Here is a 6054-nt window from a genome sequence, read left to right as displayed (position 1 = left end):
ACCCAGCAAGGACAGCAGTGACAACCAACCGACGCTTCGACATGCCTGAGACTCATGCCGATGTCCTGCAACACGCTATGCCGATGTCCCGAGACATCCCATTCCGATGTCCTGAACCAAGACACCGCACCCTCCGCCACGGATCGACCGCGAGCTGGCTGGTCACGCTCCGATACCCTGATCGGATATGACCTCGCCAGTAGCCTCCCGTCAGGTGTCCCTCGCCGACCTCGAACCGCTCTGCGCCCGGGCGGTCCGTGCTGCCGGGGGCTCGCCGGAGATGGCGGCCACCCTCGCGACAGCGACCGTCGGGGCCGAGCGGCGCGGGAAGAGCGCTGTGGGCGCGGCGCATCTGGTCGATTATCTCGATGCTCTCCGGGACGGGCGGCTGCACGGGGGTGCCCGCCCCCGGGTGGAGCGTCCGCGGGCGGCTGCGGTGCGGGTCGATGCGGACCGGGGCACCGCTCAGCTCGCCTACGACCACGGCGCCGGGCACCTCGTGGAGGCGGCGCGCCACTGCGGTGTCGCGGTGCTGTCGATGCACAGCGCCTTCCCGGCCGGCGAGCTCGCCTTCTACGCCTCCCGCACCGCCCAGCAGGGGCTGGTCGCTCTGGTCTGCGGCAACTCGCCGGCGCTGATGGCCGCCTACGGATCCCGCCAGGCGGTCACCGGGACCAATCCGCTCGCCTTCGCTCTGCCGCACAGCTCGGGCCCGAGGGTCTTCGATCAGGCGAGCAGCGCGACCGCATGGGTGAGGGTCCGCGAGGCGGCACAGCGTGGGGAGCCGATCCCGCCCGGATGGGGTCTGGGGCCCGACGGAGAGCCGACGACCGACGCGAGCGCCGCCCTCGCCGGGGCGCTGCTGCCGTTCGGCGGCGCGAAGGGCGCCAACATCGCCATGATGATCGAGATGCTGGCGACGATGTCCGGCGGCACCTTCTCCCTGGACGCCGCCCCGTTCGACTCCGGCAGCACGTCCCCGAGCCTCGGGCTGTTCATCGCCGCCATCGACCCGACGGCGTTCGATCCGCGGTACGAGGAGCGCATCGAGGAGCATCTGACTCGGCTGGCCGCGGAACACGGCGTCGACGTCGGCCGCCGCAAGGCGCCGCTGACCGAGATCGACCTGCCCGAGGATCTCTACCAGAGGCTCGCTGCCGTATGACGGTCGCCGCGCGGTCGACGCCGTGCCCCACCGGACCCTCCCGCCCGACATGGCAGGAGCCCGGGACCTTCCGGTGATCCCGCCCGCCGCACCAGCCCGCACGAGAGAAGAGCCCGACCATGAGGACCACGCGAGTACTTCACACGATCGACGCGCACGTCGGCGGCCTTCCGGTGCGGGTGGTCACCGGCGGTGTTGGCCCATTTCCCGGAGCGAGCATGGAGGAGCGACGCCGGTGGTTCATCGCGAACTCCGACGAGTTGCGCACGCTGCTGCTGTGCGAGCCGCGTGGGCACGCCTCGATGTCGGGGGCGATCCTGCAGCCGCCAACACGCGATGATGCGGATTGGGGCGTGCTGTTCATCGAGGTCACCGGGGTGCTGCCGATGTGCGGGGCGGGAACCATCGGCGTCGCGACCGTCTTGGTCGATACGGGCATGGTCGCGGTGGCCGAACCCGTCACCACCGTGCGGCTGGACACCCCGATCGGGCTCATCACCGCCGAGGTCCAGGTGCGCGAAGGCAAGGCCGAATCCGTCACCATCGCCAATGCTCCCTCCTACGTCTACGCCGAGGACCGTGGCCTGGACGTGCCCGGTCACGGCGTCGTGCCCTGTGACGTGGCCTTCGGCGGCAACTTCTACGCTTTCGTCGACCTCGAGGCGCTCGGGCTCTCGCTCGAGGACGACGAGTCGGGGCGGGTGATCTCCGCCGGGATGGCGGTGATGAGCGCCGTCGACGAGCAGATTCCCATCCACCATCCCGAGCACGGGCCGACCCCCTGCCACCACGTGGTGCTGCTCGCCCCCGGTTCCGATGCCCGCAGGACGCGGCACGCCCTGGTCATCCACCCGGGGTGGATCGATCGCTCGCCCGGCGGCACCGGCACGAGCGCCCGGATGGCCATCCTCCACGCCCGGGGCGAGCTAGGCCTGAACGCCGACTACGTCTCCGAGTCGTTCATCGGCACCGAATTCACGGGTCGGCTCGTCGGCCGTACGACCGCGTACGGGCGCGATGCCGTGCTGCCCGCCATCACCGGCAAAGGTTGGATCGTCGCGACGTCCCAGATGCTGCTGGATCCTGCCGACCCGTTCCCTGCGGGCTTCGCGGTCTGAGCGCGGCCGTGCCGCCACCGGCCCGACGCGTAGCATGAGCGTGTCGTCGTTCGAGGTCGCGCGGGCACTCTCGGCGTGACGGGGGCGCCTGCCGCCCCTTGCGACACCTCACCAGGACCCCCGAAGGAGAAGTCAGCGATGGCCCAGTACACAGGTGTTGCCGTCAGCCCCGGCCGCGTGGTCGGCACCGTCCGCTCGATGGCCCCGCCGGTCGCCGAGCCGCCCGCGAACGAGAAGCTGCCCGAGGGCGCGGACCCCTCCGCCGAGGCCGCCCGCATCCCCGAGGCGGCCGCCGCCGTGCAGGCCGCGCTGACCCGGCTGGCCGAGCGCGCCTCGGGCGACGGCAAGCAGATCCTCGAGGCCACCGCCCAGATGGCCGCCGATCCGTCCCTGTCCCAGACCGCCCAGGGCTTCGTGATCTCCGGCGGCAAGTCCCCGGCCCGCGCCGTGTGGGAGGCCGGTGACCAGGTGGCCACCATGCTCGAGGGCCTCGGCGGTTATATGGCAGAGCGCGCCACGGACGTGCGCGACGTGCGGGCCCGCATCGTCGCCGAGCTGCGCGGCGAACAGGCTCCCGGCATCCCTGACGCCGAGGAGCCGTTCGTGCTGACCGCTGTCGATCTCGCCCCGGCCGACACCGCGACCCTCGACCCCGAGCGCGTCCTGGCCCTGATCACCTCGGACGGCGGTCCGCAGTCCCACACCGCGATCCTCGCCCGCCAGCTCGGACTGCCGGCGATCGTCGCCGCCCAGGGCATCCACGACATCGCCGACGGCACCGAGGTGTTCGTCGACGCCGGATTCGGCACCATCACCGACGACGTCACCGAAGAGCACCACCGCTTCGCCGCCGCCTGGAGCGAGCTGCAGAAGAACCCGCTGACCTACGAAGGCGGCGGGGCAGTGCTGACCGATGGCACCCGCGTCCAGCTGCTGGCCAACATCGGCGGCGCCGCCGACGCCGAGAAGGCCGCCGCCGCCAACGCCGACGGCGTCGGCCTGTTCCGCACCGAGTTCCTGTTCCTGGACCGCGAGGACGAGCCCTCGGTCGCCGAGCAGACCGGCGCCTACGCGGAGGCTTTCGCCCACCTGCCCGGCAAGAAGGTCGTGGTGCGCACGATCGATGCGGGCGCCGACAAGCCGCTGCCGTTCCTCACCGAGGCCGACGAGCCGAACCCGGCCCTGGGCGTGCGCGCCTACCGCACCTCCTGGACGAAGCGTTCCGTGCTGACCAACCAGCTCGACGCGATCGCTGCCGCGGCGAAGGAGACCGACGCGAAGCCCTGGGTGATGGCACCGATGATCGCCACTGTCGACGAGACCGAGGACTTCGCGGCCCTGTGCGCCGAGCGCGGCCTGAGCCCGGCCGGGATCATGGTCGAGACGCCGTCCGCCGCGATCACCGCGGACCGCCATCTGGGCGCCTGCGACTTCGTCTCGATCGGCACCAACGACCTCACCCAGTACACGATGGCGGCGGACCGCCAGCTGGGCTCCCTCGCGCATCTGAACAACCCGTGGCAGCCCGCGGTCCTGTCCCTGGTCAAGGCCACCTGCGACGGGGCACGCGCCGCCGGAGGGGACCCGGACGCCTTCGGGGAGAGCGCGAACAAGCCCGTCGGCGTCTGCGGCGAGGCCGCCGGCGACCCGGGGCTGGCTGTGGTGCTCGTGGGCCTGGGCGTCAACAGCCTGTCGATGACCCCGCGCTCCCTGCCGGCCGTCGCCAGAGTGCTCTCGACGGTGGACCTGGCTCAGGCCAAGGAGCTGGCCGCGAAGGCGGTGGCCGCCCGCACCGCCGAGGAGGCCCAGCACGCTGTCCGTGCCGGCCTGCCGATCCTCGGCGAGCTGGGGCTGTGACGGGCTGAGACCCAGCGCCCGGGCGCGGGCACCAGCCTCCATGCCCGGGTACCAGCGCCCGGGCACCAGCCTCCATGCCCGGGCACCGGCTCCCGGGCTTCGACAAAAATTGGCCGTCAGCGTCGAGTCACCCCCGATACGGGTGGTGCTCCTGCGCTGACGGCCAATTAGTTGTGCCGGTGCCGGTGCCGGTCGTGGCCTACCGGGCCGGCCTGCCTGGCCGGGGCCTACCGGTGCCGGTGCCGGCCGTGGCCTACCGGGCCGGCCTGCCTGGCCGGGGCCTACCGGGGCAGGCTGCCGGGGCGCGGCCTACCGGGCTGGCCTACCTGCCTACCGGGCCTGCTTGCCTGGCCGGGGCCGACCGGGTCTGGCGGCAGGCCAAGGCTGCCGTGGACCGCGCCTCACTCCTGCGCGTCGAGGTCCTTCTCGAGCAGATCCGCCAGCGCGTTGACCGACTCCTCGGCACCCTCGCCCTCGGCGCGCAGCGTGACCTCGTCGCCCTGCGCAGCACCCAGGGTCATCAGCATCAGCATGCTGGAGGCCTGCACGGCATTGCCGCCGACCTTCTCGATGGTCACGGTCGCAGGCTGTTCGCCGGCGGCCTGCGCGAAGATCCCTGCGGGACGTGCGTGGAGCCCGGAGGCGCTGGCGATCGTGACGGTGCGCTCTGCCATGTTCTCTGCCTTTCGATGGGCCGCCGCGGGGTCGCGACGGTCTCTCGGCGCGAGGTCCCGCGCCGGTGCGTATGGGTGCGGTGTGGAATATATCCGCTCAGAGCGCGGACTGCCGGGCCGCGATGGCGTCCCGCACCTGTGCGAACAGCGGATGCGACTCCTCGAGTCCCGTGATCGCGGTGGCGGCGCTCTCGGGACCCTGGGAGCGGAGGATCTCCTGCAGCCGGTCGGCCTCGTCGTCTCCGTCCGGTGTGAAGGCGAGGGCGGCGGAGAACGAGGCCAGGAGCCCATCGGTGCCCAGGCCCAGCTCGGCGAGCTCCGCGGCCGGGCCGATGATCCGTTCGTGCCGGGAGAGTTTGCGCAGCGGCGCTCGTCCCACCCGCTCGACGGGGTCCGGCAGGTGCGGGTTGGCGAAGCGATTCATGGCCTTGGCCGCGTACTCGGCCTGCGTGTCCTCGTCGAAACCGTGCTTGGCCACCAGCAGTGCGGAGGTCTCGGAGAGCACGGCCTTGACGCGGCCGTGGACCCGGCTGTCGGAGACGGCATCGGCGATCCGCGCGTGCCCCGCCGCCCAGCCGTGCCAGGCGGCGGTGGCGTGGCCGGTGTTGACGGTGAAGAGCTTGCGCTCGATGTAGGGGCCCAGATCCTCGACCCAGTTGATGCCGGGGATGTCCGGCTCGTGGCCATCGAAGGGACGGCGGTCCACCGCCCACTCATGGAAGTCCTCGACGATCACGTCCAGGCCCGTCCCCGCGGGCTGGACCGGGACGATCCGGTCCACGGCCGTGTTCGCGAACAGAGCCTTGTCCTCGAGATCCTCACCCTGGTAGCCGGCGCGGATCTCCTGCTCCAGCAGATCGGTGGCGTTCAGCGCGTTCTCGCACGCCATCACCGCGACCCGGGGTGCCCCGTCGGGGCGGGCCGCGATACCGGCGGCGATCGCCGGGGCGACGAAGCGCAGGATGTGCGCGCCCACGGCCGTGGTGACGACGTCGGCCGAGGCGATCTCCGCCGTCAGCGCGTCGGCATCCTTCGTGGAGTTGATCGCTCGGAAGCCGTCGACCACGGTCTCGTCCGGGCTCTGGCCGACGGTGCGGACCGTGTATGAATCCGCCTCCTGCAGCGAAGCGATGAGCTCGTCGGCGACGTCGGCGAAGACCACCTCGTACCCTGCCTCGTGCAGCAGCAGTCCCACGAACCCGCGGCCGATGTTCCCTGCTCCGAAATGCACTGCCTTCAT

At 71.8% G+C, this 6054-nt stretch carries 5 protein-coding genes; 3 read left to right on the top strand and 2 right to left on the bottom strand.

What is annotated here, in order from left to right; translation table 11 throughout:
- The first annotated feature begins 187 nt into the window (after positions 1-187).
- The 3 genes from ACFQS2_RS09260 to ptsP all read left to right on the top strand — a co-directional run bounded on the left by ACFQS2_RS09260 (position 188) and on the right by ptsP (position 4140).
- Positions 188-1165, top strand: a complete 978-nt coding sequence (locus ACFQS2_RS09260; protein WP_377793464.1) for an Ldh family oxidoreductase — start codon at positions 188-190, stop codon at positions 1163-1165.
- A 119-nt stretch (positions 1166-1284) separates the two neighbouring features.
- Positions 1285-2283: a proline racemase family protein gene (locus ACFQS2_RS09255; RefSeq protein WP_377793463.1), complete on the top strand. Its 999-nt coding sequence runs from the start codon at positions 1285-1287 to the stop codon at positions 2281-2283.
- 138 nt (positions 2284-2421) lie between these two features.
- Positions 2422-4140 (top strand): phosphoenolpyruvate--protein phosphotransferase, encoded by a 1719-nt coding sequence (ptsP, locus tag ACFQS2_RS09250; protein WP_377793462.1) that lies wholly within the window; start codon positions 2422-2424, stop codon positions 4138-4140.
- Between the two features lie 401 nt (positions 4141-4541).
- On the opposite strand, the gene ACFQS2_RS09245 is transcribed toward ptsP, so the two are convergent.
- On the bottom strand, positions 4542-4814 hold the full coding sequence (locus tag ACFQS2_RS09245; RefSeq protein ID WP_377015994.1) for an HPr family phosphocarrier protein: 273 nt from the start codon (positions 4812-4814) through the stop codon (positions 4542-4544).
- 97 nt (positions 4815-4911) lie between these two features.
- Entirely contained in the window at positions 4912-6054 is a 1143-nt protein-coding gene (locus ACFQS2_RS09240; protein ID WP_377793461.1) for a mannitol-1-phosphate 5-dehydrogenase, read from the bottom strand.

The sequence above is a fragment of the Brachybacterium sp. GCM10030267 genome (genome assembly GCF_042666875.1).
Lineage (GTDB): Bacteria > Actinomycetota > Actinomycetes > Actinomycetales > Dermabacteraceae > Brachybacterium.
Note: the sequence above shows the minus strand (reverse complement) of the source record. Positions and strands in the feature narration are given on the sequence as shown.

Excerpts from the sequence above, each read along its gene's own strand:
- ACFQS2_RS09260 (WP_377793464.1), top strand. The coding sequence starts at position 188 with ATGACCTCGCCAGTAGCCTCCCGTCAGGTGTCCCTCGCCGACCTCGAA.
- ACFQS2_RS09255 (WP_377793463.1), top strand. The coding sequence starts at position 1,285 with ATGAGGACCACGCGAGTACTTCACACGATCGACGCGCACGTCGGCGGC.
- ptsP (WP_377793462.1), top strand. The coding sequence starts at position 2,422 with ATGGCCCAGTACACAGGTGTTGCCGTCAGCCCCGGCCGCGTGGTCGGC.
- ACFQS2_RS09245 (WP_377015994.1), bottom strand. The coding sequence starts at position 4,814 with ATGGCAGAGCGCACCGTCACGATCGCCAGCGCCTCCGGGCTCCACGCA.
- ACFQS2_RS09240 (WP_377793461.1), bottom strand. The coding sequence starts at position 6,054 with ATGAAGGCAGTGCATTTCGGAGCAGGGAACATCGGCCGCGGGTTCGTG.